The 22,915-nt window shown below is 62.6% G+C and carries 23 protein-coding genes; 16 read left to right on the forward strand and 7 right to left on the reverse strand.

Features of this window, described 5'->3' with window-relative positions; translation table 11 throughout:
* Positions 1-160 precede the first annotated feature (160 nt).
* Positions 161-1,129 (reverse strand): SMP-30/gluconolactonase/LRE family protein, encoded by a 969-nt coding sequence (locus HCN58_RS03105; RefSeq protein ID WP_171577880.1) that lies wholly within the window; start codon positions 1,127-1,129, stop codon positions 161-163.
* A 94-nt stretch (positions 1,130-1,223) separates the two neighbouring features.
* On the opposite strand from HCN58_RS03105, the gene HCN58_RS03110 reads away from it, so the two are divergent.
* Positions 1,224-2,045 (forward strand): NAD-dependent epimerase/dehydratase family protein, encoded by an 822-nt coding sequence (locus tag HCN58_RS03110; RefSeq protein ID WP_171577881.1) that lies wholly within the window; start codon positions 1,224-1,226, stop codon positions 2,043-2,045.
* A 92-nt stretch (positions 2,046-2,137) separates the two neighbouring features.
* Here HCN58_RS03110 and HCN58_RS03115 read toward each other — a convergent pair whose 3' ends face one another.
* Both HCN58_RS03115 and HCN58_RS03120 read right to left on the reverse strand, forming a co-directional pair.
* The gene (locus HCN58_RS03115) at positions 2,138-2,866 is read right to left on the reverse strand and encodes a GntR family transcriptional regulator (RefSeq protein WP_171577882.1); all 729 of its coding nucleotides are present in this window, start codon (positions 2,864-2,866) and stop codon (positions 2,138-2,140) included.
* Positions 2,863-3,870: a Gfo/Idh/MocA family protein gene (locus HCN58_RS03120; RefSeq protein ID WP_171577883.1), complete on the reverse strand. Its 1,008-nt coding sequence runs from the start codon at positions 3,868-3,870 to the stop codon at positions 2,863-2,865. The genes HCN58_RS03115 and HCN58_RS03120 overlap by 4 nt, the downstream gene beginning before the upstream one ends.
* Positions 3,871-4,037: 167 nt before the next feature.
* Between HCN58_RS03120 and HCN58_RS03125 the strand changes: the two genes are divergently transcribed.
* Positions 4,038-5,744, forward strand: a complete 1,707-nt coding sequence (locus HCN58_RS03125) for an IlvD/Edd family dehydratase (protein ID WP_171577884.1) — start codon at positions 4,038-4,040, stop codon at positions 5,742-5,744.
* Between the two features lie 135 nt (positions 5,745-5,879).
* On the opposite strand, the gene HCN58_RS03130 is transcribed toward HCN58_RS03125, so the two are convergent.
* The gene (locus tag HCN58_RS03130; RefSeq protein WP_171577885.1) at positions 5,880-6,671 is read right to left on the reverse strand and encodes an enoyl-CoA hydratase/isomerase family protein; all 792 of its coding nucleotides are present in this window, start codon (positions 6,669-6,671) and stop codon (positions 5,880-5,882) included.
* Positions 6,672-6,937: 266 nt separating this feature from the next.
* Here HCN58_RS03130 and HCN58_RS03135 point away from each other — a divergent pair, with 266 nt between their 5' ends.
* Positions 6,938-8,158: an NAD(P)/FAD-dependent oxidoreductase gene (locus HCN58_RS03135; protein WP_171577886.1), complete on the forward strand. Its 1,221-nt coding sequence runs from the start codon at positions 6,938-6,940 to the stop codon at positions 8,156-8,158.
* 82 nt (positions 8,159-8,240) lie between these two features.
* On the opposite strand, the gene HCN58_RS03140 is transcribed toward HCN58_RS03135, so the two are convergent.
* Together HCN58_RS03140 and HCN58_RS03145 are read right to left on the reverse strand one after the other, a co-directional pair.
* Positions 8,241-9,155, reverse strand: a complete 915-nt coding sequence (locus tag HCN58_RS03140) for a ribokinase (RefSeq protein ID WP_171577887.1) — start codon at positions 9,153-9,155, stop codon at positions 8,241-8,243.
* 24 nt (positions 9,156-9,179) lie between these two features.
* Complete coding sequence (locus HCN58_RS03145) at positions 9,180-10,073, reverse strand: sugar kinase (RefSeq protein WP_171577888.1); 894 nt, start codon at positions 10,071-10,073, stop codon at positions 9,180-9,182.
* Positions 10,074-10,312: 239 nt separating this feature from the next.
* On the opposite strand from HCN58_RS03145, the gene HCN58_RS35535 reads away from it, so the two are divergent.
* From HCN58_RS35535 to HCN58_RS03210, 13 genes are all read left to right on the forward strand, one after another.
* Positions 10,313-11,572 carry a Glu/Leu/Phe/Val family dehydrogenase gene (locus HCN58_RS35535; protein ID WP_171577889.1) on the forward strand — a complete coding sequence of 420 codons (1,260 nt, stop codon included), beginning with the start codon at positions 10,313-10,315 and terminating at the stop codon, positions 11,570-11,572.
* Positions 11,569-12,417 carry a VOC family protein gene (locus HCN58_RS03155; RefSeq protein ID WP_171577890.1) on the forward strand — a complete coding sequence of 283 codons (849 nt, stop codon included), beginning with the start codon at positions 11,569-11,571 and terminating at the stop codon, positions 12,415-12,417. Before HCN58_RS35535 ends, HCN58_RS03155 begins: the two co-directional genes overlap by 4 nt.
* Positions 12,418-12,659: 242 nt before the next feature.
* A complete protein-coding gene (locus HCN58_RS03160; protein WP_171577891.1) occupies positions 12,660-13,367 on the forward strand; it encodes a TetR/AcrR family transcriptional regulator in 708 nt (235 codons plus the stop codon).
* 222 nt (positions 13,368-13,589) lie between these two features.
* Complete coding sequence (locus HCN58_RS03165) at positions 13,590-14,399, forward strand: ABC transporter permease (RefSeq protein ID WP_171577892.1); 810 nt, start codon at positions 13,590-13,592, stop codon at positions 14,397-14,399.
* Between the two features lie 55 nt (positions 14,400-14,454).
* A complete protein-coding gene (locus HCN58_RS03170) occupies positions 14,455-15,453 on the forward strand; it encodes an ABC transporter substrate-binding protein (RefSeq protein WP_171577893.1) in 999 nt (332 codons plus the stop codon).
* A gap of 159 nt (positions 15,454-15,612) precedes the next feature.
* The gene (locus HCN58_RS03175; RefSeq protein WP_171577894.1) at positions 15,613-16,461 is read left to right on the forward strand and encodes an ABC transporter ATP-binding protein; all 849 of its coding nucleotides are present in this window, start codon (positions 15,613-15,615) and stop codon (positions 16,459-16,461) included.
* Between the two features lie 11 nt (positions 16,462-16,472).
* Complete coding sequence (locus HCN58_RS03180) at positions 16,473-17,876, forward strand: enolase-like domain-containing protein (RefSeq protein WP_171577895.1); 1,404 nt, start codon at positions 16,473-16,475, stop codon at positions 17,874-17,876.
* Complete coding sequence (locus tag HCN58_RS03185; RefSeq protein WP_171577896.1) at positions 17,873-19,024, forward strand: Gfo/Idh/MocA family protein; 1,152 nt, start codon at positions 17,873-17,875, stop codon at positions 19,022-19,024. Before HCN58_RS03180 ends, HCN58_RS03185 begins: the two co-directional genes overlap by 4 nt.
* Positions 19,025-19,036: 12 nt before the next feature.
* Positions 19,037-20,230 carry a dihydrodipicolinate synthase family protein gene (locus tag HCN58_RS03190; RefSeq protein ID WP_171577897.1) on the forward strand — a complete coding sequence of 398 codons (1,194 nt, stop codon included), beginning with the start codon at positions 19,037-19,039 and terminating at the stop codon, positions 20,228-20,230.
* On the forward strand, positions 20,230-21,093 hold the full coding sequence (locus HCN58_RS03195) for a sugar phosphate isomerase/epimerase family protein (RefSeq protein ID WP_171577898.1): 864 nt from the start codon (positions 20,230-20,232) through the stop codon (positions 21,091-21,093). The genes HCN58_RS03190 and HCN58_RS03195 overlap by 1 nt, the downstream gene beginning before the upstream one ends.
* A 233-nt stretch (positions 21,094-21,326) precedes the next feature.
* Positions 21,327-21,617 (forward strand): hypothetical protein, encoded by a 291-nt coding sequence (locus HCN58_RS03200; protein ID WP_171577899.1) that lies wholly within the window; start codon positions 21,327-21,329, stop codon positions 21,615-21,617.
* Between the two features lie 198 nt (positions 21,618-21,815).
* Positions 21,816-22,196, forward strand: coding sequence for a hypothetical protein (locus HCN58_RS03205; RefSeq protein WP_171577900.1), 381 nt, complete (start codon positions 21,816-21,818; stop codon positions 22,194-22,196).
* Between the two features lie 48 nt (positions 22,197-22,244).
* Positions 22,245-22,424: a hypothetical protein gene (locus tag HCN58_RS03210; RefSeq protein ID WP_171577901.1), complete on the forward strand. Its 180-nt coding sequence runs from the start codon at positions 22,245-22,247 to the stop codon at positions 22,422-22,424.
* A gap of 35 nt (positions 22,425-22,459) precedes the next feature.
* Here HCN58_RS03210 and HCN58_RS03215 read toward each other — a convergent pair whose 3' ends face one another.
* A complete protein-coding gene (locus HCN58_RS03215) occupies positions 22,460-22,810 on the reverse strand; it encodes a c-type cytochrome (RefSeq protein WP_171578003.1) in 351 nt (116 codons plus the stop codon).
* Between the last annotated feature and the right edge of the window lie 105 nt (positions 22,811-22,915).

Below are 22,915 nucleotides of genomic sequence, written 5' to 3' on the forward strand. Positions count from 1 at the left end.
TCCTGTCGTCCCGGACAAGCGAGCGTAGCGAGCGCTGATCCGGGACCCATAACCACAGGAGTCGTTTTGCGAAGGCTGGTGCTCCAGCCTGCTTCACAACTCGATCTTGTGGTTATGGGTCCCGGCTCTCCACCGGGACGACAGCCGTGTACGCTGAAACCTATCCGCCCGGCGCGCCCTGCGTGTTCACATAGAGTGCGTAGATCGACTGGCTGGCGGCCATGAACAGGCGGTTGCGCTTCAAGCCGCCGAAGCAGAGATTGGCGCAGCGTTCGGGTAGCGCGATGCGGCCGATCATCACGCCATCGGGCGCGAACACCACCACGCCGTCAAGTTCGGGGTCGCCCATGCCCCAGCCGCACCACAGGTTGCCCTCGATATCTATTCGAAAGCCGTCCGGCGTGCCTGGTCCAGCATCGACAAACACGCGCTTGTTGGAAAGCTTGTCACCGGAAGGCGAAACGTCATAAGCGAGAATTTTGCGGTTGGGCACGCCGCGGGATTCGATGATGTAGAGGATTTTTTCGTCCGGCGAGAAGGCGAGCCCGTTCGGTCCCAGCACGCCTTCGGCGACGATGGTGGCCTTGCCGGTCGCGGCATCGATCCGGTAGACATTGGCGTCGACCTCGGGCTCGGCCTTGTAGCCCTCGTAATTGCCGAGCAGGCCGAACACTGGATCGGTGAACCAGATCGAGCCGTCGGACTTCACGACGACATCATTGGGAGAGTTCAGCCGCTTGCCGTCGAAGGAATCGATCAGCACCGTGATTGACCCGTCATATTCGGTACGCGTCACCCGCCGGCCGCCATGCTCGCAGGTGATCAGGCGTCCCTGACGGTCACGGGTGTTGCCATTGGCGAAGTTCGATGGCTTGCGGAAGACGCTGACCGCGCCGGTCTCCTCCTCCCATTTGATGATACGCTGGTTTGGGATGTCGCTGCACAACAGATACCGTCCATCGCCGAACCACACCGGCCCTTCGGCCCAACGCAACCCCGTGGCCAGCCGCTCCACCGCCGACAGCTTGAGCCAATATTTTTCGAAGCGCGGATCGAGTGCACGGATGGCCGGATCGGGGTAATAGGTGGCCGGGCGCCAGCCGGCTGAATGCGATGCTGCATCGGACATTTGCTGATCTCGTTGTTGCGTTCCCTGAGCGTTTGAGTTTGCTATCATTCCCGGCTAATGACCGCAAATCGATCGCGAGATTACGAGGAACGAAATGCCACGCATATTGATGACCGGCGCCGCCGGCGGGATCGGCACATCCTTGCGCAAGCTGTTGCCGCCGATCTACCCGGACCTGCTGCTGAGCGATTTGAAGCCGCCGGCCGATCTCGGCAAGGACGAAAAGTTCAAGGCGGCCGATCTCGCCGATCTAGGCCAGGTCGAGGCGATCTGCGAAGGCGTCGACGGCATCCTGCATTTTGGCGGCTACTCGGTGGAGGGCCCCTGGGATTCGATCCTGCAGGCCAACATCATCGGCGGCTACAATGTGTTCGAGGCGGCCCGGAAGAAGGGCGTCAAGCGCGTGGTGTTCGCCTCGTCCAACCACGCGGTCGGCTTCTATCCGCGCCATCACCGGATCGGCACCGACGTCACCGCGCGCCCCGACAGCCGCTATGGCGTCAGCAAGGTATTCGGCGAGGCGGTAGGTGCCCTCTATGCCGACAAGCACGGACTCCGCACCACCTGTATCCGGATTGGCAATTTCGGCGAGAAGCCGCTGGATCATCGCAGGCTTTCAATCTGGCTCAAGCCGGAGGACCTGGTGCAGCTCTGCCGCATCGGTTTGGAGCATCCCGACATCCATTTCGAGATCTTCTACGGCGCCTCCCATAACGAGCGCGCCTGGTGGGACAACCATCGCGCCTACGAACTCGGCTATCGGCCGACCGGCCGTGGAGAGGATTTCCGTGAACACGCGATGGCCGAGCAGGCCAAGCTGAAACCGGATCCGGTCGGCGATTACTACCAGGGCGGCACGTTCTGCAGCATGGAGTTCGACGGGGACGAGAATAGGATCATCGATTGGAAGAAGTGACGCCGGAGGCGCATTCCGGGGCGCGTAGCGAACCTCAGATGCGCGATTGCGCATCGGGGAATCTCGAGATTCTCAGATGGTGCAACAGCACATCATGGTTCACGCTTCGCCTGCCCGGAATGACGGTCTCTATCTTGGTCCGAGTCGCGATTAATCCGGCCCAGGTAATCCGACTTGCTGAACTGCATGTGATCGACGCAGAGCTGCGCCAGTGCCCAGCTGTCGCGGCCCTTCAAGAGTTCGATCATGAGCTCGTGCTGGCGGCGTGACAGTGCCAGCCCCTGCGTGTCGGCGAGATTCTTGGCACGCATCGGGAGCGTCAGGTTCATGTAGTCCTGCAGCGAGCGCACCAGATACGGGTTACCGCAGGCGGAGAACAGCGCGACATGGAACGCGTCGTTGGCTTCGTGGATGCCGCGCAAATCCTGCGCGTCGGCTTTGACGCAATACTGCCGCTGCAGCTCGTTCAACTGCTCGATAAGGCTGGTGGGAGCGGGTAGCGCAATCATCAGCGCCGCCTGCCGCGTCAGCATTTCCCGCACCTCGTAGATCTGCCGCACCTCCTCGGCCGAATAGAACCGCACGGTCGCGCCGATGTTTTTCTCGCGCAGCACGATGCCCTGGCGTTCCATTTGAAATAGCGCCTGGCGCACGAAATGCCGGCTGGCGCCGTAACGCTGCATCAGCGTGTCCTCGACCAGCCGCAAGCCCGGCGCGAAGCGGCCGAAGATGATGTCCTCCTCGAGCCGGCGGATCACTTCCGCCTGTTCCTCCTCGCGCGACAGGGTAGGCGTTTCGGCGGACGCTTGCTGAGGCTTCATCGCGAAGCCTCCCAGCCGGATAGCCGATAGCAATCCTCCACCAGCAGCAGCGTCTGAAGATTATCCTGCGGCGCCGTCTCGAACAGCGTGTTGTCGCACAGCGATTTCACGAAATGCGTAATCGTCCGATTATAGGAGCCCTGATATTCAATCGCGAGATCGTAGGTGCGCTCGGCGGGCGTGGCGCCCGAACAGATCAGCAATGGCCCGTCGAGCCTGATCGCGCCCTTGTCGCCGAGAATCTCCAGCCGGTCGACCTGCGTAGCCGGATGGCCGTGGGCGGCAAAGCTGGCGAAGACCGAAACGCCTGCGCCGCTGCCGGTCGTAAGCTGGATCACCGCACCATCTTCACCGGCGAGGAGATCGCTGGAACGGGAGAGCTGCGCCGCCGTGACGCGCAGTGGGCCGAGCAGCATGCGCAGCGTATCGAGATGATGGATCAGCACCTCCGCAACGAGCATGCGCCGTTCCCGACACATGAAGGGTTGCCGCTCCAGCGCCGGAGAAAGCCCGTCCGGCCCCGGCAGCACGCCTGATGTCAGGAGCGTGAGTTGCGCCTGCTTGATGTTGCCGATGCGGCCTTCGCGGAGCCAAGCTGCGGCATCACGGTAATAGCCGCGAAATCGCCAGTTCTCGTGCACCATCAGCCGCGTCAGATCCGCAACTTCAGCGGCGAGATCAGTCGCCTCCTGCAGGTTGGGCGCGAGCGGCTTCTGGCAAAGCACCGGCAGCCGGTGTTTTGCGGCGAGCCGCACCAGCGGCGCGTGCATTTCGCGGGGCGCTGCGATATCGATGGCGTCGAGTTCGGTTGCCTTGAGCATCGCCTCGGCATCAGGAAAGGTCTGCGATATCTCGAACTCGCTCGCGCGCCGCGCGGCGTTTTCGCTGGAGGGATCAGCGATCGCCACGACGCGGGCTTGATCTGATATGCTTGCCCAGCCGACGAGATGATGGCGGCTCACCATGCCGGCGCCGATGAGGCCAATGCGCAACGGTTGGTTCATGAGCGCGTTTCCAGTTTTGATGGAAAAACAGCATGCAAGCGCACCATTGTCAATAATATTGCTCTTGTGTTGGGGGTAGTACCCCCGCTTTTGACGTCCAAGGATCAACATTGACAATAATCTGCTAGGCTCCTTAAGTGCCCATCCACGACGACAGGAAGAAAAAAATGGCCGACGGACTTCGCAAGGGACTGACGAGCTACGGCGATGCTGGCTTCTCGCTATTCCTGCGCAAGGCCTTCATCAAGGCGATGGGCTATTCGGATGATGCGCTCAATCGGCCGATCGTCGGCATCACCAATACCTACAGCGACTACAACCCCTGTCACGGCAACGTTCCGCAGATCATCGAAGCGGTGAAGCGCGGTGTAATGCTGAGTGGCGCGATGCCGATGGTGTTCCCGACGATTTCGATCGCCGAGAGCTTTGCCTATCCGACCTCGATGTACCTGCGCAATCTGATGGCGATGGATACCGAGGAGATGATCCGCGCTCAGCCGATGGACGCCGTGGTCGTGATCGGCGGGTGCGACAAGACGTTGCCGGCGCAGATCATGGCCGCAGTCTCGGCCGACCTGCCGACGGTCGTCATTCCGGTCGGGCCGATGGTGGTCGGGCACCACAGGGGCGAGGTGCTCGGTGCCTGCACCGATTGCCGCCGTCTCTGGGCGAAATATCGCGCGGGCGAAATCGATGACAACGAGATCGAAGCCGTCAACGGCCGGCTCGCGCCTTCGGTCGGCACCTGCATGGTGATGGGCACGGCCAGCACCATGGCGTGCATCACCGAGGCGCTCGGGCTATCACTGCCGATGAGCGCGACGATCCCAGCGCCGCACGCCGAGCGGTTCCGTTCGGCGGAGGCCAGCGGCAGGGTGGCGGCCGAAATGGCGAAAGCCAAGGGACCGAGGCCAAGCGCGATTCTGACGCCGGCATCGTTCCGCAACGCGCAGGTCGTGATGCAGGCTATCGGCGGCTCGACCAACGGTCTGATCCATCTCACTGCGATCGCCCATCGCTCGCCGCACAAGATCGACCTCGCGACGTTCGACAGGCTCGGCCGCGAGGTGCCGGTGCTCGTCGACCTGAAACCGTCGGGCGAGCATTACATGGAGCATTTCCATCATGCCGGCGGCGTGCCGAAGTTGATGGCGCAACTCGGCGACCTCATCGATCTCGACGCAAAGATCATTACTGGGCAGACACTGCGCGATATTGTGGCGGGCGCGGAGGATGTTCCAGGACAGGACGCCATCCGTGCGCGGGACAATCCGATCAAGGCCGAAGGCGCGATGGCGGTGCTGCACGGCAATCTCGCGCCGCGCGGCGCCGTCATCAAACAATCGGCAGCGAGCCCAAAACTACTGCAGCACACCGGCCGTGCCGTGGTGTTCGAATCCGTCGAGGACATGACGCTGCGGGTCGACGACCCCGATCTCGACGTCAACGCTGACGACGTGCTGGTGCTGCGCAACGCCGGCCCCAAGGGCGCGCCGGGCATGCCCGAGGCTGGCTATCTGCCGATCCCGAAGAAGCTTGCGCGCGGCGGCACCAAGGACATGGTGCGAATATCGGACGCGCGGATGAGCGGCACTGCGTTCGGTACCATCGTGCTGCACATCACGCCGGAGTCCGCCGTGGGCGGGCCACTGGCGCTGGTGAAGAACGGCGACATGATCCGGCTCGATGTCGCCAAGCGCAGCATCGATCTCCTGGTCGATGACGCGGAACTGGAGAAGCGGCGGGCGGCGCTTGCGCCGGCCGCAACGCCCGAATGGGCGAAGCGCGGCTACGCGCACCTGTTTAACGAGACGATTCTGCAGGCCGACGAGGGCTGCGATTTCGATTTTATGCGCGGGCAGGGAAAGGGCTAGCTCTGTGGTGTCATGCTCCGCGAAAGCGGGACGTCCAGTACTCCAAGGCATTGAATTTGAATCGAAAGAGCGCGGCGTACTGGATCATCCGCTTTCGCGGATGATGATAATTGAGTAGACGGCACCGGCGCGCCGCTACTTCCCCTTGCTGGTAAACTTCTTCACCGCAATGCGAAATTCATCGGTTTGCATGGCATCGATGATCTTCGCTTCCTCGGCATCGAGCTGCTGCTTCGTCGGCGTTACCGCGGACTGATAGACCAGCGACTTGGTGCCGGCGATCGCCGCTGCCGGGTTCTGTGCCAGCCGCTCGGCGAATTTGCGCGTTTCAGCCTTCAACTCCGCCGCCGGAACGACGCGGGCGACCAAGCCCCATTCGTAAGCCTGCTGCGCGGTAAAGCTGTCTTCGGCCAGAAAGATCTGCAGCGCGCGGCGGGTGCCGACGGTGCCGACCATGCCGACGGTGCTGCCGCCATCCGGCGAGACACCGATCTTGGCATAGGCCGGCGTGAAGCGGGCATCATCGGCGGCGATACACAGATCGGTGACGAAGGCGAGTCCCATGCCGGCGCCGGCGGCGGAGCCATGGACGCTGGACAGCACGATCTTGGGCATCCGCCGCACCGTTTCGATGAAAGCATGATAGTGCTTCAGCAGTTCGCCGACCACGGGCGCGATCGTATCGTTGGCGGCGGCGGCTCCGATGGTCTGCAGATCGCCGCCGGCCGAGAAGGCCCGGCCTTCGCCCTCGATCACCAGCACCCTTATGTCGTCATTGCCTTCGACCTCGGCGCCGAGTTGCTCGAGCTTTTGCGCGATCGAGAGATTGATGGAGTTGAAGGCCGCGGGGCGATTGAGCGTGATCGTCGCAATCGGGCCCTCAATCCTGAGCAGGGCAGGGGCGGCGGTATCATCGGAAGTCGACATGGCTGCCTCGGGGACGCTGATAGGCCTGACATTTAAATGGAGAAGGCAAGAGGTGACAATCCCCGGCCGGGCTCGCAAAATGCGGCAAAGACCGCCTCAAGGCCTCCGACGCTCTTGCGTCTCGTCGTACCATGAGGTCAGATAGCGCCCGTCATCGTTCGGGACGGACACGAGCGCCGCTCCCAAGGGACGAGGCAGGCAAGCCAAAATCACTGGAGAGGAAACGACATGGGTCATTCCCGTGCGCTCGAACGTAGGATGTCCCTATGACGGCAGGAGCGGTTGTCATCATCGGCGCGGGCCACGCCGGCTATCAGCTTGCGGCCTCGCTGCGCCAGCACGGCTTTTCCGAACAAGTCACGTTGTTGAACGATGAGGGCCATCTGCCGTACCAGCGCCCGCCGCTGTCCAAGGCTTATCTGAAGGGAACCGGCGGGCCTGACAGCCTGATGTTCCGGCCGGAAAAATTCTATCGCGACCAGAACATCGACCTGATCTCCGACCGTGCGGTATCGATCAACCGCGCCGCGCGCAGGGTGTTGCTCGCCTCCGGCACATCGCTCGACTACTGCCATCTGGTGTTGGCGACCGGTGCGCGCAATCGGTTGCTCGACATTCCCAATGCCAATCTCGACAGTGTGCGCTACTTGCGGACGCTCGACGAAAGCCAGTCCCTGCGCGATTACATCACGGCAGGCCAGCGCGTCATCGTCATCGGCGCCGGGTTTATCGGGCTGGAGTTCGCGGCGACGGCGCGGGCCAAGGGCCTCGAAGTCGACGTTGTTGAGCTGGCACCGCGGGTTATGGCGCGCGCGGTGACGGCGGAGATCTCGGAATACTTTCAATCGCGGCACGCCGCGGCCGGTATCCGGATTCATCTCGGCGTACAGGTCACGAGCATCGAGAGCGACGGCAGCAAGGTCACCGGTGTGAGCATCAGCGACGGCCGGCATATCAAAGCCGATCTGATCGTAGTCGGCGTCGGCGTCCTGCCCAACGTCGAGCTGGCGGCTGACGCCGGCCTGCCGGTTGCATCGGGTATCATCGTCGATGAGCACCTGCTGACCGCCGATTCCAATATCTCGGCGATCGGCGACTGCGCGCTATTTGCGAGCCCGCGTTTCGGCGGCTCGCTGCGGCTGGAGTCGGTGCAGAACGCCACCGACCACGCCCGCTGCGTCGCGGCCTGGCTGACCGGCGATGCCAAGCCGTATGACGGCCTGCCCTGGTTCTGGAGCGATCAGGGGCCCGACAAGCTCCAGATCGCTGGGCTAACCACCGGCTACGACCGCGTGGTGGTGCGCGGCGATCGCGCCCAGGCGGCATTCTCGGCTTTTTGCTACAGGGATGAACAACTCGTCGGCATCGAGTCGGTCAATCGCGCGGGCGATCACATGTTCGGACGACGCCTGCTTGCTGCCCACGGCTCGATCACGCCCGAGCAGGCGGCCAATCCCGGCTTCGACCTGAAGAGTGCGCTGACTTAAGCCGGACGCGGCCGAGCGCAGCGCAATCCGGGGCTGTTGCAAGCGGCGTGAGCGCCCCGGATTCCGCTTCGCTCCATCCGGGCTACGAGCTCAACACCGCCGCCACCTCCGCCGCCGTCGGCAGCGACGGCGCGGCGCCCATTCGCTGCACGCAGATCGATGCGGCGGCATTGGCGTGTTCGATGGCGTCGCGGATCGCTTTTCCGTTGGCAAGCTGCGCGGCGAGGGCGCCGACGAAGCAATCCCCGGCGCCGGTGGTGTCCACTGCCTTCACGGCGCGTCCCGCAAACAGCGAGGGCTCGCCGCCGACAAGCGCGAGCACGCCGCGCTTGCCAAGGGTAACGCAGATGATCTTGTCGGGGCCGATTGGCAGACGCCGTGTCGCTTCAGCGAAACGGGCCGGGTCGTCGGTCTCCTGAAGCTCGGTCTGCGCGAGAAGTCCAAGTTCGGTCTCGTTGAGGATGAGGATATCGACGAGATCGAGCAGCTCCGGGCCACAGGCGATCGCCGGCGCCGGATTGAGGATGGTGATTGCCCCGGCCGCGCGCGCCCGTTTGAAGAAGGCGACGATCGTGGGCTGCGGAATTTCGAACTGGCTGACGGCAACATCGCCTTTGGCAAGCGCGGGGCCGGCGACATCGTCGTCGCTGACCAGCGCATTGGCTCCGGGCACGACCACGATGGTGTTGTCGGCGTCGGCGATGGTGATCACGGCCGTTCCGGTATGAATATCGGGGGTGTCCTTGACCAGAGCGAGGTCGACGCCTTGGGCGGTGAGAAACTGCCGCAATTGCTGGCCGAACGCGTCCATGCCCAGCCGGCCGATCAGCGTTGACGGTGCGCCGAGTTTTGCGACGGCCACGGCCTGGTTGGCACCCTTGCCGCCAGGAAAATAATGCACCGCCTTGCCGGCGACGGTCTCGCCGATCTTCGGATGCCGGTCGGCCGTCGCCACCACATCCATGTTGATGCTACCCGCGACGAACACGCGCCCCATGCGTACTAACCCCCGTTCACTTCCTCAAGCGTTGACCTGAAACTCCCGCGTGATCGCCTCGATGTCGGCGAGCGTCGGCAGGCCGGCCTCGTTGCCGAGACGTTGGACCTTGAAGGTCGAGGCGGCGCGCGCAAGCTCGAAATGCTCCTGCCAGCTTTTAGCGGGATTGGCGAGATAGGAATAGACATAGGCGCCGTGGAAGACGTCGCCTGCGCCGTTAGTATCGATAACGCGTTCGGGTGTAACCGGAAGTGCGGGAAGGCGGCGGACGGCGCCGGTCTCGTCGTACCAGAGGAGGCCCTTCTCGCCCATGGTGACACCGCCGATCCGGCATCCGCGGCTCTTCAGATAATCCAGCATGGCCTCCGGCGTCTTGTCCATCTGCTCGCACAGGCGTTCGGCCACGATAGCGACGTCGATGAATTCCAGGAGCTCATGGGTGTTGGTGCGCAGGCCGCCGCCGTCGAGCGAGGTCAGAATGCCGTCCTCGCGGCAGAGTTTTGCGTAGTGAATCGCGGCGTCCGGCTGATGGCCGTCGACATGCAGCGCGCGGCAGCCCTTCAAGTTCAGCATCGGGAAGGGATGAATGTGCTCGTCGTCGCGGCAGCGCACGATGGCGCGCTTGCCGGCTTTCGGCATGATAAAGGATAGTGACGAGGAGTTGACCTTGCGCGGATGGATCGAGATTCCGTATTTCGCGGCCATATCCTGAAACATGCGGCCGAGCCAGTCATTGGCCATGGTCGCGATCAGGTCCGGCACGATCCCGAGCTTGGCGCAGCAGAACGCCGCCGTCACGGCGTTGCCGCCAAACGAGACCGCGTAGGCGGAGGCCACATGTTTTTCGTCGCCGGTCGGCATGTGGTCGGTGATGAAGGTAACATCGATATAGGTCTGTCCGATGAAGAGGGCCTGCATGCGTTTTCCGTCATGTCGTGTTGGGCGAAGATGGTCCCGGCGCGGCGTGCACATTAGCACTGGTTATCGGATGCATTCGCTGAAATTATTCGCAACCGTGCCGTCTTCAGCTTGAGATGGGAGTATAGAGGAGACTGCGACCGTCCTTAAGGGGGCTTAGGTATTCTCGGGCATACCGCCGTATAACGGCTGACGGCTGGCCGGGTTTCCCCAGCAGCGCGACAAAAGTGGAGGAAATGATGACGGTTTATTCCGGTCCAGTGTTCGACATGGCCGTTAACCAGTTTGGCGTCATCGCCAACCATCTGGAAATTCCGATGGACGAGCGCGACCGTATTCTGATGCCGAAGCGGGCCATCACCGTTTCCTGCCCGATTCACCGCGACGACGGCACGGTCGCCGTGTACGAAGGCTATCGTGTGCAGCATCACCTCACCCTCGGCCCTACCAAGGGCGGCACGCGATTCGCACCCTCCGTCGATATCGGCGAGGTCGCGGCGCTTGCGATCTGGATGAGCTGGAAATGCGCGCTCGTCGGGCTGCCCTATGGCGGCGCCAAGGGCGGCGTCAATGTCGATCTCTCCACCATCTCCAAGCGCGAATTGGAAGCGCTGTCGCGGCGCTACATGCAGGAGATGATTCCCTTCGTCGGTCCGCACACCGACGTGATGGCGCCCGACATGGGCACCAATGAGCAGGTGATGGCCTGGTTCATGGACACCTATTCGATGTACCAGGGCCAAACCGTGACTGAGATCGTGACCGGCAAGCCGGTATCGTCGGGCGGCACGCTTGGCCGGCGCGAAGCGACGGGGCGCGGCGTCGCCTATCTCGCCAGGCGGGTGCTGAAGGAGCTTTCGATCAATCCGGGCACCGCGACCGCCGTGATCCAGGGCTTTGGCAATGTCGGCTCCTATGCCGCGCTGGAGCTGCATCAATATGGACTGAAGATCGTCGCTGTCAGCGATCATACCGGCGCGCTGCACGATCCGGCCGGGCTCGATATTCCTACGCTGGTGCGGCACGCCGCCACGCATGGCAGCATCGCCGGGTTCTCTAACGAGCTCGCCTTCGATCCCGAACAGATCCTTACTTTGTCCTGCGACGTGCTGGTACCGGCGGCGATGGAGCGCGTGATCGATGCGAAGGTCGCCGAAAAGCTGAAGTGCCGCGTGCTTGCCGAGGGCGCCAATGGTCCGACCACGCCGGAAGCCGATCTGGTCCTGGAAAAGCGACAGGGCGAAATGTTCCTGATTCCTGACATTCTCTGCAATTCCGGCGGCGTCGTGGTCAGCTACTTCGAATGGGTGCAGGACCTGCAGCAATTGTTTTGGGAGGAAGAGGAAGTGACGCGGCGCGAATATGCGATCCTCGATCGCGCCTTCGATCAGATGCTGCAGCGAGCGAAGGCGGACAAGATTCCGCACCGTACGGCGGCGATGGCGATCGGCGTCGAGAAGGTGCGCGCCGCCAAAAACGTGCGGGGGCTTTTTCCGTGATCACCGGCCTCGATCATGTCGTCCTCCTCACCGGCGATGTAAACGCGGCGAGCGCGGCCTACCAGACGCTGTTCGCGCGCGCGCCGGCCTGGCAGTACAGCGGCGACGGCGCGGACCGCGTGCTGTTCACGCTCGACAATACCACGCTTGAATTGGTGGCGCCGAGCGGCGAGGGCGCAAATGCGGATCGGATTCGCACCGTTCTGGCCGCCCAGGGTGAGGGGCTGGCGAGCATTTGCTTTCGGACCGGCGACATCGCCAAAATGCATCGCAGGCTGGAGAGGTTGACGCTAAAGCCGGATCCGATAGCTGAGATCGAAAGCCGTGATGCGGTCTCCGGCGCGACGCTGTCATGGAAGCGCACGCGAGCGGCAACGGAAGCCACGCGCGGCGTCCGCCTGTTCTTCCTCGAGCGCGACAGGGAGCGCCCGCTGTCGGTGCGAACCACGCCCGGCTCGATCACGGCGCTGGACCATGTCGTGGTTTCGACGTCGGACCCGGAGCGGGCCGCGGCGCTCTATGGCGCGCGGCTCGGCCTCGACATGGCGCTCGACCGCTCGCACTCCGATTGGGGCCGGCTGATGTTCTTCCGCTGCGGCGACCTCATCGTGGAGGTCACGCACCGGCCGGGCAAGGAGACGGATACGTCGCAGGACAAACTGCGCGGCCTGTGCTGGCGCGTCGCCGACATCGACGCCACCCATGCGCGGCTAGTTCAGGCCGGCGTCGACGTCTCGGAAGTCCGCACCGGCCGCAAGCCGGGAACGCGGGTGATGACCGTGCGCGGCGGCACATGCGGCGTCCCGACCCTGCTGGTGCAAGCATCGGCGGGGAAGCCCGAGTGAGACTTGCACTACCCTGGAGGGGAGGGTCGTATCGCATCGCGAAGCAAGATGCGATACGGGTGGGGTGACAGTCTCTCAACTGAGGCGGTGGCGCGAGTGGAGAGATCACCCCACGCCGTCTCACGTTTCGCTGCGCTCAACGTGACCCGACCCTCCCCCTCCAGGGGAGGGTGAACAACCTTCATTCTCAAACGCTTCCTTGCGTGCTACAGCTTGCTCTATGCGACTACCGGGCGATTGATTTGGCAAAGGCAAAACGCGTTCAGAAATGGCAGCGCGACCCCGAGGGGATGCGGCTTCGCATTCTCGAGGCCGCCAAGCAGGAATTCGCCGCCCATGGCCTGGCCGGCGCGCGCGTCGACCGCATCGCGGCCAATGCCGGCGCCAACAAGCGGATGCTGTACTACCACGTCGGCAACAAGGAGGACCTCTACCTCGCGGTGCTCGAGGGCGCCTATGAGAAGATCCGCTCCGAGGAGCGCGGGCTCGATCTCGAACATCTCGATCCGCCCGAGGCGATCGAACGGCTGATCGATTTCACCTGGAACTATTTCCTCCGCAATCCGGAATTCCTGGCGCTGCTCAACACTGAAAATCTCGCAAAGGCGCGCCATCTGAAGCGCTCGACCAAGGTGAAGTCAATGCATTCGCCGTTCGTCGAGATGATCCGCACCGTGGTGACCCGCGGCGTCGAAAGCGGCGATTTTCGCGTCGCCGTCGATCCGGTGCAGCTCTACATCTCGATCGCGGCGCTGTGCTTCTTCTACCTCTCCAACAGCGCCACGCTTTCCGTGATCTTCGGCCGCGACCTCCTGAAGAAGGAGGCGAGGGACGAGCGCCTCGCCCACATGGTCGCGCTGGTGCTGGCGGCGCTGACGGGGAAATCGACGGCGGATTTCGGCAAGGCCGTAGGGCAGGACGTGCGGCCGCCGGCGCATCAGCCGGTGTGAGCCCGTCGTTCCTGCGAACGCAGGAAACCCATAGCCACCGACCCTGATTTACTGCACCGGGAAGCGGCCCCAACCTTCGCCACGTGCGCGGCTGTGGTTATGGGCCCTGCTTTCGCAGGGGCGACGGGAACAGGCCATTTCGCCGCATGAAAACCCGCTTGCCAGTATTTATCCAACGGGTTAATTTCCTCTCCGAAAAGACGATCAATCAGGGAGCGGGACGTGGCCGAGCTGAAACGCGAGAGTGGCGTGGCGAAAGCGCTGAACGCGGCGTGGGTGCGGCCGTTTTTGTTCCTGCTGTTCATCGTGGTGGCCTGGGACCTCACCATCCGCCTGTTCCAGATTCCGGCCTACCAGATCCCGGCGCCGGGCGACGTCGTGGCGGTGTTGCGGACGGAGTGGCCGGAGCTGTTGCGGCAGGCCTGGCCCACCACTTACGCCACGATCTGCGGCTTTGCGCTATCGGCGCTGTTCGGAATTCCCGTCGCGATGCTGATTGCGGGATCGAAGACAGTGGAGAGCTATGTCTATCCGCTGCTGGTGTTCTCCCAGTCCGTGCCGAAGATCGCGATCGCGCCGCTGTTCGTGGTGTGGTTCGGTTTCGGCATTATCCCAAAGGTGATCTCGGCATTTCTGCTCGGGTTTTTCCCGGTGGTGGTATCAGCCGTTCAGGGTTTCAAGTCGGTGGACCCCGACATGGTAGATCTTGCGCGCGCGATGCAGGGCAGCCGCTTTCAGGTGTTTCGCGCGGTTAACTTGCCGCACGCGATGCCCGCGATCTTTTCCGGCCTCAAGGTTTCGGTGACGCTCGCCGTAGTCGGTGCCGTGGTCGGCGAGTTCGTCGGCTCCAATTCCGGCATCGGTTACGTGATGCAGCGCTCGATCGGCACTTTCGATCTGCCGACGATGTTTGCCGCGCTGGTGATCCTGGCGCTGCTCGGCGTGGTGCTGTTCTGGATCGTCGATCGGATCGAACGGCTCGTGATTCCCTGGCATGTCAGCCAGCGCGACGACATCATTTTTGCTTCCTAAGCCAAACCAACAGGCGGCCTATCCAAGGGCTGCATCACCCAACGGGAGGAACACCATGATACGAGTGATAGCGGCGATCTCCGCCGCCTTGATCTGGACCGCACTTTCGGTGCTTCCGGCATCGGCTGCCGACAAGGTCGTGCTGATGCTGAACTGGTACGTCTATGGCGAGCACGCGCCGTTCTATTTCGGTAAGGCCAAGGGCATCTATGCCGCCGAAGGCATTGACCTCGAGATCCAGGAAGGCCGCGGCTCGGCGGCGACCACGCAGGCCGTTGCGGCGAAGACCGCCAATTTCGGCTATGTCGACGTGCCCACGATGATGCGCGCGGCGGTAAAGGGCGCCCCGATCGTCGCCACCGGCGTGCTGCTGCAGACTAGCCCGATGTCGGCGATGGGCTTTGTCGAGAAGAACATCAAAAAGCCGGAGGATATCAAGGGCAAGACGGTGGCGATCACGCCGGCCGATTCCATGACGCAGATCTGGCCGCTGTTTTTGAAGAAGACCGGGCTGAAGGAAAGCGACTTCCAGACAGTCGCCGGCGACGGCCAGACCAAGCTGAACGCGGTCATCAACGGACAGGCTGACCTTCTGCTCGGCTACGTCATGGACCAGTCGATGAAGATCAAGGACGCGACGGGTAAGGACGTCAATGCGATCAAATTCGCCGACTACGGCATCAACATGGTCTGCTCGGGCATCGTCGCCAACACCGAGTTCGTCAAGGCCAATGCCGATCTCGTCAAGCGCTTCATGTCGGCGACGACCAAAGCCGTCGAAGCCGCCGAGAAGGACCCCAAGGGCGCTGCGCGATCAATCCTCGACGCCAACCCGAAGGGCGGCAAGATCGAGACGCTGACGCAGGGCTTTGAGCTGACGATCCCGCTCTACCGCACGGCCGAAACCAAGAACAAGCGGCCGTTCCAGGTCACCGACCAGAACATGACCGACACGGTCAATCTGATGGTCGAATACGGCGGGCTGGACGCCAAGGCCAAGGACAATCCGAAGGCTTTTTACACCAACGATTACCTGCCGCAGGGCGGTTCGTGAGCCGCTGATGACGCATCTATCGTCGTCCCTGCGAAAGCAGGGACCCATAACCACCGGCCTTCGTTGTTGCAGAAGGTCTTTGCGAGCATGCCCACACGATAGGTCACGGCTTATGGGTCCCTGCGTTTGCAGGGACGATAGAAAGATGGACTTGGCTAAATGAATCCTGCGACCAAACCAACCGAGATCGATCAGCCAGCCGCACATCTGCGCCTGGTGTCCGATCGCGCCGGCGGCGCGGCGGCGGGGATCACGCTATCAGGCGTCTCGAAGATCTATCGTTCGCGCGACGGCGACGTGCCGTCGCTGCGGCCGCTGGATTTTCATATCAACGAGGGCGAGTTCTTTGTCGTGGTCGGTCCGTCCGGCTGCGGCAAGTCCACGCTGCTGAAAATGATCTCCGGACTGCTGGCGCCATCGACCGGCGAGATTCTGGTCGAAGGCGAACAAGTCACAAAACCGCACGGCAATGTCGGCATCGTGTTCCAGAACGCGCTGCTGCTGCCGTGGCGCAACATCCTCTCCAATGTGATGTTGCCGATCGACATGAAGAAATTGCCGCGCGATGAATATCTGCCGCGGGCGAAAGCGCTGTTGAAGCTGGTCGGGCTCGAAGGGTTCGAGAAGAAATTGCCTTGGCAGTTGTCCGGTGGCATGCAGCAGCGCGCCTCGATCTGCCGGGCGCTGGTGCACGATCCTAAGATCATGCTGATGGACGAGCCGTTTGGCGCGTTAGATGCCATGACGCGCGAGAAGATGAATGTCGAATTGATGCGCATCCAGCGCGAAACCGGCAAGACCGTGCTGCTGATCACGCATTCGATACCGGAAGCGGTGTTCCTGGCCGATCGCGTGCTGGTGATGACCGAACGTCCCGGCGCGATCGCCGCGATCTACGACGTCCCGCTGCCGCGCCCACGCTCGCTGGACGCGATGGCCGATCCCGCCTTTACGGAGTTGGTGCAGCGGATTCGCAAGCACTTTTTCACTCAAAGCGCGCTGGATTGAAAGCTGGCTCAATGCCGTATCGCTTGGCCGTAAAGGACATTGCCTTCTTTGAACGTCCGGTGCAGTTCGTCCGGCCGTTCCGGTTCGGCGCGGTCGTCATCAAAGCGACGCCGCAGGCCTTCGTGCGGATCGAGATCGAGGTCGAAGGCAAGGGCAGGGCTGTCGGCGCGAGCGCCGAGTTCTTGGTTCCAAAATGGTTCGACAAGCGACCGCATCTTGCGCCGGAGCAGACGGTCGAGCAGTTGCGGCGCTCGCTGCTGATCGCGCGGGATATCTATCTGACGCATTCTGGTTTCGAGGCCGCGTTCGGTCTGCATGCAGCCTGCATCGGCGCGCAGATCGAGGCCTGCGCGCGAGAAGACATTCCGCCGCTGGCCGCGGCGTACGGGCCGGCCGAGATCGACAAGGCGATCCTGGATGCGCTGCTGCGTTGCACCGGTGCCAACTTCTTCGAGGGCATGGCGGCCAATATCGCTGGCGTCGATGCACGGCTGTCGCGCGATCTGGCCGATGCCGACGTGTGGCGGTTCCTCGCGGGCTGCAAGCGCCTTGAGCGCGTCGCGATCCGGCATACCGTGGGTATGGACGACAAGATCGAAGGCGAGGGGGGCGTTGCCGATATCAGCGAAAACGCCGGCGCGCGCTATTTCAAGCTGAAGCTCAATGGCGACCCGGCGCATGATGCCGATCGGCTGATCCGGATCGGCAAGGAACTCGCCACGTTGTCCCATGATTACCGCGTTACGCTCGACGCCAACGAGCAGTATGCCGATCTCGCGGCGCTGAGTACGCTGATTGACCGGCTCGACCACGATGCTGCGTTGCAGCCGATCGCGCAAAAGCTGCTCTACATCGAGCAGCCGATGCCGCGCAACATCACGAAGGCATCGCCGCTCGGCGCGCTGGCGCGGCGCGATTTCATCGTCGACGAAGCCGATGATTCCTACGATGCGTTTCCGGTGGCGCGCGCGCTCGGCTACCGCGGCATCTCTTCGAAATCCTGCAAGGGCATCTACAAGTCGGTCATCAACGCCACGCGCGCGGCCAAATGGAGTGCCGGCGGCGAAAAATGCCTCATCGCAGGCGAAGACCTGACCTGCCAGGCGGGACTGGCCGTGCAGCAGGATCTCGCGCTAGGCGCCTTGATCGGCGTCACCCATGCCGAGCGCAATGGGCACCATTACGTCGATGGCTTTGGCGACACTCCGGTCACCGAGGCGGAGGCGTTCCTGTCTGCGCATCCCGACCTCTACATACGCGAAGGCGGAAAAATCCGACTCGCGATCCATGATGGCGGTCTCCTCACGGGATCGCTGGCCACACCTGGCTTCGCTACGGCCACGCATCCGGACTGGTCCGCGATGTCGCCGCTCACGCAGCCCACGCCAAAAATTCCCTTGGAGAAAGCAATATGACAACCAAACGCCTCGGCCTGGTCATGAATGGCGTGACCGGCCGGATGGGACTCAACCAGCATTTGATCCGCTCCATCATCGCGATCCGCGACCAGGGTGGCGTACTGCTGTCGAACGGCGACCGCATCCTGCCCGATCCGATCCTGATCGGCCGCGACGCGGATAAGGTCGAGCGTCTTGCGAAGCGCTTCAACGTGGAGCGCTGGTCGACCGATCTTGACAAGGCGCTTGCTGACAAAAACGATACGATCTTCTTCGACGCCGCCACCACGCAGGCACGTCCGTCGCTGCTGACCAAGGCGATCGAAGCCGGCAAGCATGTCTATTGCGAAAAGCCGATCGCGACAAATTTCGAAGAAGCGATCCAGGTGCTGAAGCTCGCCAAAACCAAAGGCGTCAAACACGGCACGGTGCAGGATAAGCTGTTCCTGCCTGGCCTGAAGAAGCTCGCGTTTCTGCGCGATTCCGGCTTCTTCGGCCGGATGCTCTCGGTGCGCGGCGAGTTCGGCTACTGGGTGTTCGAAGGCGGCTGGCAGGAGGCGCAGCGGCCATCGTGGAATTACCGCAGTGAGGACGGCGGCGGCATCATCCTCGACATGGTCTGCCACTGGCGCTACGTGCTCGACAATCTCTTCGGCGAAGTCGAGAGCATCTCCTGTCTCGGCACGACCGACATCCCCGAACGCTTCGACGAGAAGGGCAAGAAGTATACGGCGACCGCCGATGATTCCGCCTACGCCACCTTCCGCCTCAAGGGCGGCGTGATCGCTCATATCAACATGAGCTGGGTGACGCGGGTCTATCGCGACGACCTTGTCACCTTCCAGGTCGACGGCACCCATGGCTCGGCGGTGGCGGGCCTGACCGATTGCGTGATTCAGGCCCGGCAGGCGACGCCGCGGCCGGTCTGGAATCCGGACGAGAAGCGCACCCACGACTTCTACGCCGACTGGCAAAAAGTTCCGGAAAACGTCGTCTACGACAACGGCTTCAAGGAACAGTGGGAGATGTTCATCCGGCACGTCTGCGAAGATGCGCCCTACAAGTATACGCTGCTGGAAGGCGCCAAGGGTGTGCAGCTTGCCGAATGCGCGCTGCAGAGCTGGCGCGAGCGGCGCTGGATCGACGTTGCCCCGATCGAAGTATGAGGAGGCATAGCCATGAACAAGCCCGTCCTGCCGATCTCGTCGCCGTCCCTGAAAATGCCGACGGCAGACCGTTCGATCGAGACCTATCGTCTGGCGGCATCGCGAACGTTTCCGGCGAAGCTTGAAGGCGCGCTCAACCGCGTGGCCTTTTCGGCGGCGCACGTCGTGGCCGACCCACTCGCCGACAACGACCCGTGGCTGACATCCGCCATCGACTGGGACCGCACCATTGCCTTTCGCGAGCATGTCTGGGATCTCGGCCTTGGCGTTGCCGAAGCGATGGACACTGCACAGCGCGGCATGGGGTTGGACTGGCCGACCTCGCTGGAATTGATACAGCGCTCGGTAAAGGCGGCGAAGGCGAGAGGTGGTGCGCTGGTGTTTTCCGGCGCTGGCACCGACCATCTTGCGGTGGAAGATGCGAAGTCGCTCGACAACGTTATCAGCGCCTATGAGCGGCAGATCGCGGCCGTGGAGAAGGCTGGCGGTCGCATCATCCTGATGGCCTCGCGCGCACTGGCAAAACTCGGCCGTAGCGCCGACGACTACGCCAAGGTTTATAACCGCGTGCTGTCACAGGTGCGCGAGCCCGTTATCATCCATTGGCTCGGTGACATGTTCGACCCGGCTCTATCAGGCTACTGGGGCACGGCCGATCTCGACACGGCGATGGATACCGCGGTCGCCATCATCAACGCCAATGCGGCCAAGGTCGATGGCGTCAAAGTCTCGCTGCTCGACAAGCAGCGCGAGATCGACATGCGCCGGCGTCTCGACAAGAACGTAAAGATGTATACCGGCGACGATTTCAACTATGCCGAACTGATCGCGGGCGATGAACAAGGCTTCTCGCATGCGCTGCTCGGCATTTTCGACGCGATCGCGCCGGCGGCGTCCTACGCGCTGTCGCGGCTGGCCGCCGGCGACGCGGCCGGTTTCCACGACGTGCTGGGGCCGACGGTGCCGCTGTCGCGCCATATCTTCCGGGCGCCGACACGCTTCTACAAGACCGGCATCGTGTTCATGGCTTATCTTAACGGCCACCAGGATCATTTCACCATGATCGGCGGGCAGGAGAGCACGCGCTCGACCCTGCATCTGGCCGAACTGTTCCGGCTTGCCGACAAGGCCGGGCTTCTCTCCAACCCCGAACTGGCAACGCGGCGCATGAAGACGGTGCTGGCAACTCGCGGCATCGAACCCTGATGCGCGATTTTTCTTCCGATCATCGCTGGCTATCTCTGAACACGGCGACCGTTCGCAAGCAGGGCGACCTCGTCGCCATCATCGATGCCTGCGCGCGGCATGGCATCCGGGCCATCGATCCCTGGCGCGACGAGGTTGCGGCCGTCGGCCTCGACCGCGCGGTGCGGGCAGTGCGTGATGCCGGGCTCGAATTGTCCGGCTACTGCCGCGGCGGCATGTTTACCGCAGATGCGGCGCACCGTATCGAGGCGCGCGACGACAACCGCCGTGCCGTGGATGAAGCCAAAGCGCTAGGCGCGCCCTGCATCGTGCTGGTCGTCGGCGGCCTGCCGCAATATTCGCGCCCGGGAAGCGCAGCCTCTAAAGATATTGTGGCTGCGCGTACGCAGGTCCATGACGCCATGGCGGAAATGCTGGAATATGCAAGACAGGTCAATATGCCGCTCGCGATCGAGCCGCTGCATCCGGCCTACGCCGCGGACCGCGCCTGCGTGAATACGACGAAGCAGGCGCTCGATATTTGCGACCAGCTCGATCCAGAGCGTACCGGCGCGCTCGGCGTCGCGCTCGATGTCTATCACATCTGGTGGGATCCGGAATTGATGCCGCAGATTGCGCGCGCGGGGAAAGATCGATTGCTGGCGTTTCACGTCTGCGACTGGCTGGTGCCGACAAAAGACATCCTCAACGACCGCGGCATGATGGGCGACGGCGTCATCGACATCACATCTGTGCGATCAGCGGTCGAGGCGCAGGGCTTTGCCGGCTATTCCGAGATCGAAATCTTCTCCAATGACTGGTGGGCAAGGCCGATGGATGAGGTTTTGAGAACCTGCATCGAGCGGCATCGGACGGTGGTCTAGCAGCCGTCAATCAAAGTCGCTGGTTCGCTGTCTCAATGACGGACGATGTTGTCTCGTATGTGAACTGACGCGCGTTCTGGTTGTGATAGTGTCGCGTCAAGAGACAGCGCGCGGTTCCGGATTTAACCTTTTCCGCGGGTATTTAGCTTAACAAAGGGTTACCGTTGCGCCTCGATAAACTCCGGCGCTAGCTAATCGCACGGAGAAAGTCTCCTCGAGCGATGAGCGACAACATGAAAATCCTTTACGCAATTGCGGCCCTCATCCTGCTGTCGTCGTCGGCACAGGCCTGGCAGGTCGTGGAACGCTGCACCTACAGCAAGTTCTACGGCCGGGTGTGCACGACGTCCTATCTGGATGATCCGGTGCGCAGCGAGACACAGAGCCAGGAAGACGAAAGGGCAAGGCGGGCCGGCATCGAGAAGTGGGAAGCGTTCTGCAAGCCGAAGCGCACCTACGACAACGAAGGCGTCATCCGCCTCGTTTACGCCCGCAAGGGCTGCGAGTTCGGCCGCAGCGAGTAGCAGGCTTCTTCTCCTCGCTGCGATCGGGGAGACCTCCGAGCCCTGCCTCAACGAAGGGCGGGCAATGCGCAGCGCGCCCGAAAGACCGCTAAATCTTTATCGACCAAATTGCGATCCGGTTAGTGACGCCGCTTTACGTCGCCTCAATGCTTGTCGGTCATTGCTGACACACGACATTCATTTCAAGGGGCAGTGTCCATGCGCGTCTTCATCGCAATCTCGGCTGTCGTCGCTTCGGTATCGTCCGCGTCCGCGCAATTTGCGATGGACCACGGCCATGCGGCGGATGCCGCCGCTGCCGCCCGCGCGGCGCGGGCTGCGGCGGATGCCAAGGCCGCGGCCATTGCCTCAGGCGCGCCGCTGCTTCCCAGCCAGCAAACCAATTTCTACGTCGGCGGCAGCGGCACCGTAAAGATTGCGCCCCGGACCGCGGAAGAACTGAAGGCCGATGAAGCCGCCCAGGCTGCCTGGAGGGAACGCTGCCGGCCGACAGTGGTCGAAGACCGCGAGGGCCTACGGCGCGTGAAATATGCCGAACGGGATTGCGACCTTTCCCGCTTCAACACTGCGGGCAACTAGAACCTCCCGACATCAAGGGCCGGATCGAGCCGCACCGAGCCGTCCGGAGTGTCGATCAGACGGGAAATCACTCATGCCGCGTTTCCGGATTCCAATCGACAGCTGTCCATCGAAGTGAACCGAAGCGAGCTGCGCTGGGCGGATGGTGTTCATCTCGACGAACGCTCTGCGATGATTGTAGCGCAGGCGACGGAACGCGCTTTGGCTTTCGCACGCACGGTGAAGTAACGAAGAGCCGCGCCTACCCTCCTGGGACTGCGGCATTACTGTGATTGAGCAAGGAAGGCGATGATCTTTTTTCTGTCCTCGCTCGATGAGAGGCCGCCATACGGCTTCATGCTGTTGCCGGGCACGACCTCATCGGGGTTTGCGATGAAGCGATCGAGCTTGTCCTCATCCCAGACGAATCCTGCCTCCTTCATTGCGCTGGAAAACGCGTAGTCCGGCAGCGACCCTGCCTTGCGGCCGACAATCTTGTGCAGGTTGGGGCCCAGCCGATTGTCGCCCTCCCTGACCATATGGCACGTTCGACAGGCATTGTTGAACGCCTGTTGGCCTGAGACGCCCTCCGTGCCTTGCGACGCCTGGGGTAGGGCGGAAGGCGATGAGAGCATGCACGCGAGTACGCTCAAAGCGCTTATCAGGAACACCCGGTTGCGATGGCGCAGATGGTCTATGGATGTTGACCGGGCGAGCGGTGTGACCAAGTGCCATTCCCT

Source organism: Bradyrhizobium australiense (assembly GCF_013114825.1).
Lineage (GTDB): Bacteria > Pseudomonadota > Alphaproteobacteria > Rhizobiales > Xanthobacteraceae > Bradyrhizobium > Bradyrhizobium australiense.

Coding starts and splice junctions, on each gene's coding strand:
- HCN58_RS03105 (WP_171577880.1), bottom strand. CDS start 1,129: ATGTCCGATGCAGCATCGCATTCAGCCGGCTGGCGCCCGGCCACCTAT.
- HCN58_RS03110 (WP_171577881.1), top strand. CDS start 1,224: ATGCCACGCATATTGATGACCGGCGCCGCCGGCGGGATCGGCACATCC.
- HCN58_RS03115 (WP_171577882.1), bottom strand. CDS start 2,866: ATGAAGCCTCAGCAAGCGTCCGCCGAAACGCCTACCCTGTCGCGCGAG.
- HCN58_RS03120 (WP_171577883.1), bottom strand. CDS start 3,870: ATGAACCAACCGTTGCGCATTGGCCTCATCGGCGCCGGCATGGTGAGC.
- HCN58_RS03125 (WP_171577884.1), top strand. CDS start 4,038: ATGGCCGACGGACTTCGCAAGGGACTGACGAGCTACGGCGATGCTGGC.
- HCN58_RS03130 (WP_171577885.1), bottom strand. CDS start 6,671: ATGTCGACTTCCGATGATACCGCCGCCCCTGCCCTGCTCAGGATTGAG.
- HCN58_RS03135 (WP_171577886.1), top strand. CDS start 6,938: ATGACGGCAGGAGCGGTTGTCATCATCGGCGCGGGCCACGCCGGCTAT.
- HCN58_RS03140 (WP_171577887.1), bottom strand. CDS start 9,155: ATGGGGCGCGTGTTCGTCGCGGGTAGCATCAACATGGATGTGGTGGCG.
- HCN58_RS03145 (WP_171577888.1), bottom strand. CDS start 10,073: ATGCAGGCCCTCTTCATCGGACAGACCTATATCGATGTTACCTTCATC.
- HCN58_RS35535 (WP_171577889.1), top strand. CDS start 10,313: ATGACGGTTTATTCCGGTCCAGTGTTCGACATGGCCGTTAACCAGTTT.
- HCN58_RS03170 (WP_171577893.1), top strand. CDS start 14,455: ATGATACGAGTGATAGCGGCGATCTCCGCCGCCTTGATCTGGACCGCA.
- HCN58_RS03175 (WP_171577894.1), top strand. CDS start 15,613: ATGAATCCTGCGACCAAACCAACCGAGATCGATCAGCCAGCCGCACAT.
- HCN58_RS03180 (WP_171577895.1), top strand. CDS start 16,473: ATGCCGTATCGCTTGGCCGTAAAGGACATTGCCTTCTTTGAACGTCCG.
- HCN58_RS03185 (WP_171577896.1), top strand. CDS start 17,873: ATGACAACCAAACGCCTCGGCCTGGTCATGAATGGCGTGACCGGCCGG.
- HCN58_RS03190 (WP_171577897.1), top strand. CDS start 19,037: ATGAACAAGCCCGTCCTGCCGATCTCGTCGCCGTCCCTGAAAATGCCG.
- HCN58_RS03195 (WP_171577898.1), top strand. CDS start 20,230: ATGCGCGATTTTTCTTCCGATCATCGCTGGCTATCTCTGAACACGGCG.
- HCN58_RS03200 (WP_171577899.1), top strand. CDS start 21,327: ATGAAAATCCTTTACGCAATTGCGGCCCTCATCCTGCTGTCGTCGTCG.
- HCN58_RS03205 (WP_171577900.1), top strand. CDS start 21,816: ATGCGCGTCTTCATCGCAATCTCGGCTGTCGTCGCTTCGGTATCGTCC.
- HCN58_RS03215 (WP_171578003.1), bottom strand. CDS start 22,810: ATGCTCTCATCGCCTTCCGCCCTACCCCAGGCGTCGCAAGGCACGGAG.